Origin of the sequence: Brevibacillus sp. SKDU10 (assembly GCF_001645205.1) — a bacterium.
In the GTDB taxonomy this organism is placed as follows: domain Bacteria; phylum Bacillota; class Bacilli; order Brevibacillales; family Brevibacillaceae; genus Brevibacillus_B; species Brevibacillus_B halotolerans.
Genome location: NZ_LSSO01000092.1, coordinates 1 through 894 on the forward strand (window position 1 = coordinate 1; position 894 = coordinate 894).

Here is an 894-nt window from a genome sequence, read left to right on the forward strand (position 1 = left end):
GTTGAAATCAAAAAACGAGTATGTTAAGATACATGTAATTTAATGATTGGAGTTGAAAACATGGAGTAATTTTTCTTGCGAATATATAAATTAATAAAACTACAAAAGTGATATTTTTCGTATGTTTTATTCTTTATATGCAAGAAGGTTACTACATCTTTCACTCAAACAATATATCCTTATCTGACTCCATCGCGGGTTGGATTTGCTGTATTTATTTGAGCTACAAGAAGGTAACTTTCTTGTAGCTTTTATTTTTTTATACAGGAGGATATCTTATGTCATTAATCAATGTTACAAACCTGACGTTTGCCTATGATGGCAGTTTCGATAACATATTTGAAAACGCAAGCTTCCAGATCGATACAGATTGGAAATTAGGATTTACCGGAAGAAACGGCAAAGGGAAGACAACTTTTCTTAACCTATTGCTTGGTAAATATGAATACAGCGGAAATATTTCTGCTGCGGTCAGCTTTGAATATTTTCCTTTCCCTGTCGAAAATAAGGCAAATAATACCCTTGATGTAATCAACGACATTGATCCAGACTATGTTCACTGGAAATTGATGCGCGAGCTTTCATTGCTACAGGTTTCTGAGGATGTTTTATATCGCCCCTTTGACTCATTGTCCAACGGGGAGCAAACGAAAGTGCTGTTAGCTACATTATTTCTCAAGGAAAATCATTTTCTGTTAATTGATGAACCAACCAATCATCTCGACATGCATGCAAGAAAACTTGTCAGTGATTATCTCAATACCAAAAGTGGATTTATTCTTGTCTCTCACGACAGGTCATTCCTTGATAACTGTGTAGATCACATCCTTTCCATCAATAGGACCAATATCGAAATACAAAAAGGCAATTTCTCTGATTGGTGGGAAAATAAGC

At 35.0% G+C, this 894-nt stretch carries 1 protein-coding gene; it reads left to right on the forward strand.

The window, feature by feature from the left end; genetic code table 11:
* Positions 1–278: 278 nt before the first annotated feature.
* Positions 279–894: ATP-binding cassette domain-containing protein (locus AYJ08_RS05740; RefSeq protein WP_157452793.1), on the forward strand; the 616-nt coding region annotated here is incomplete at its 3' end.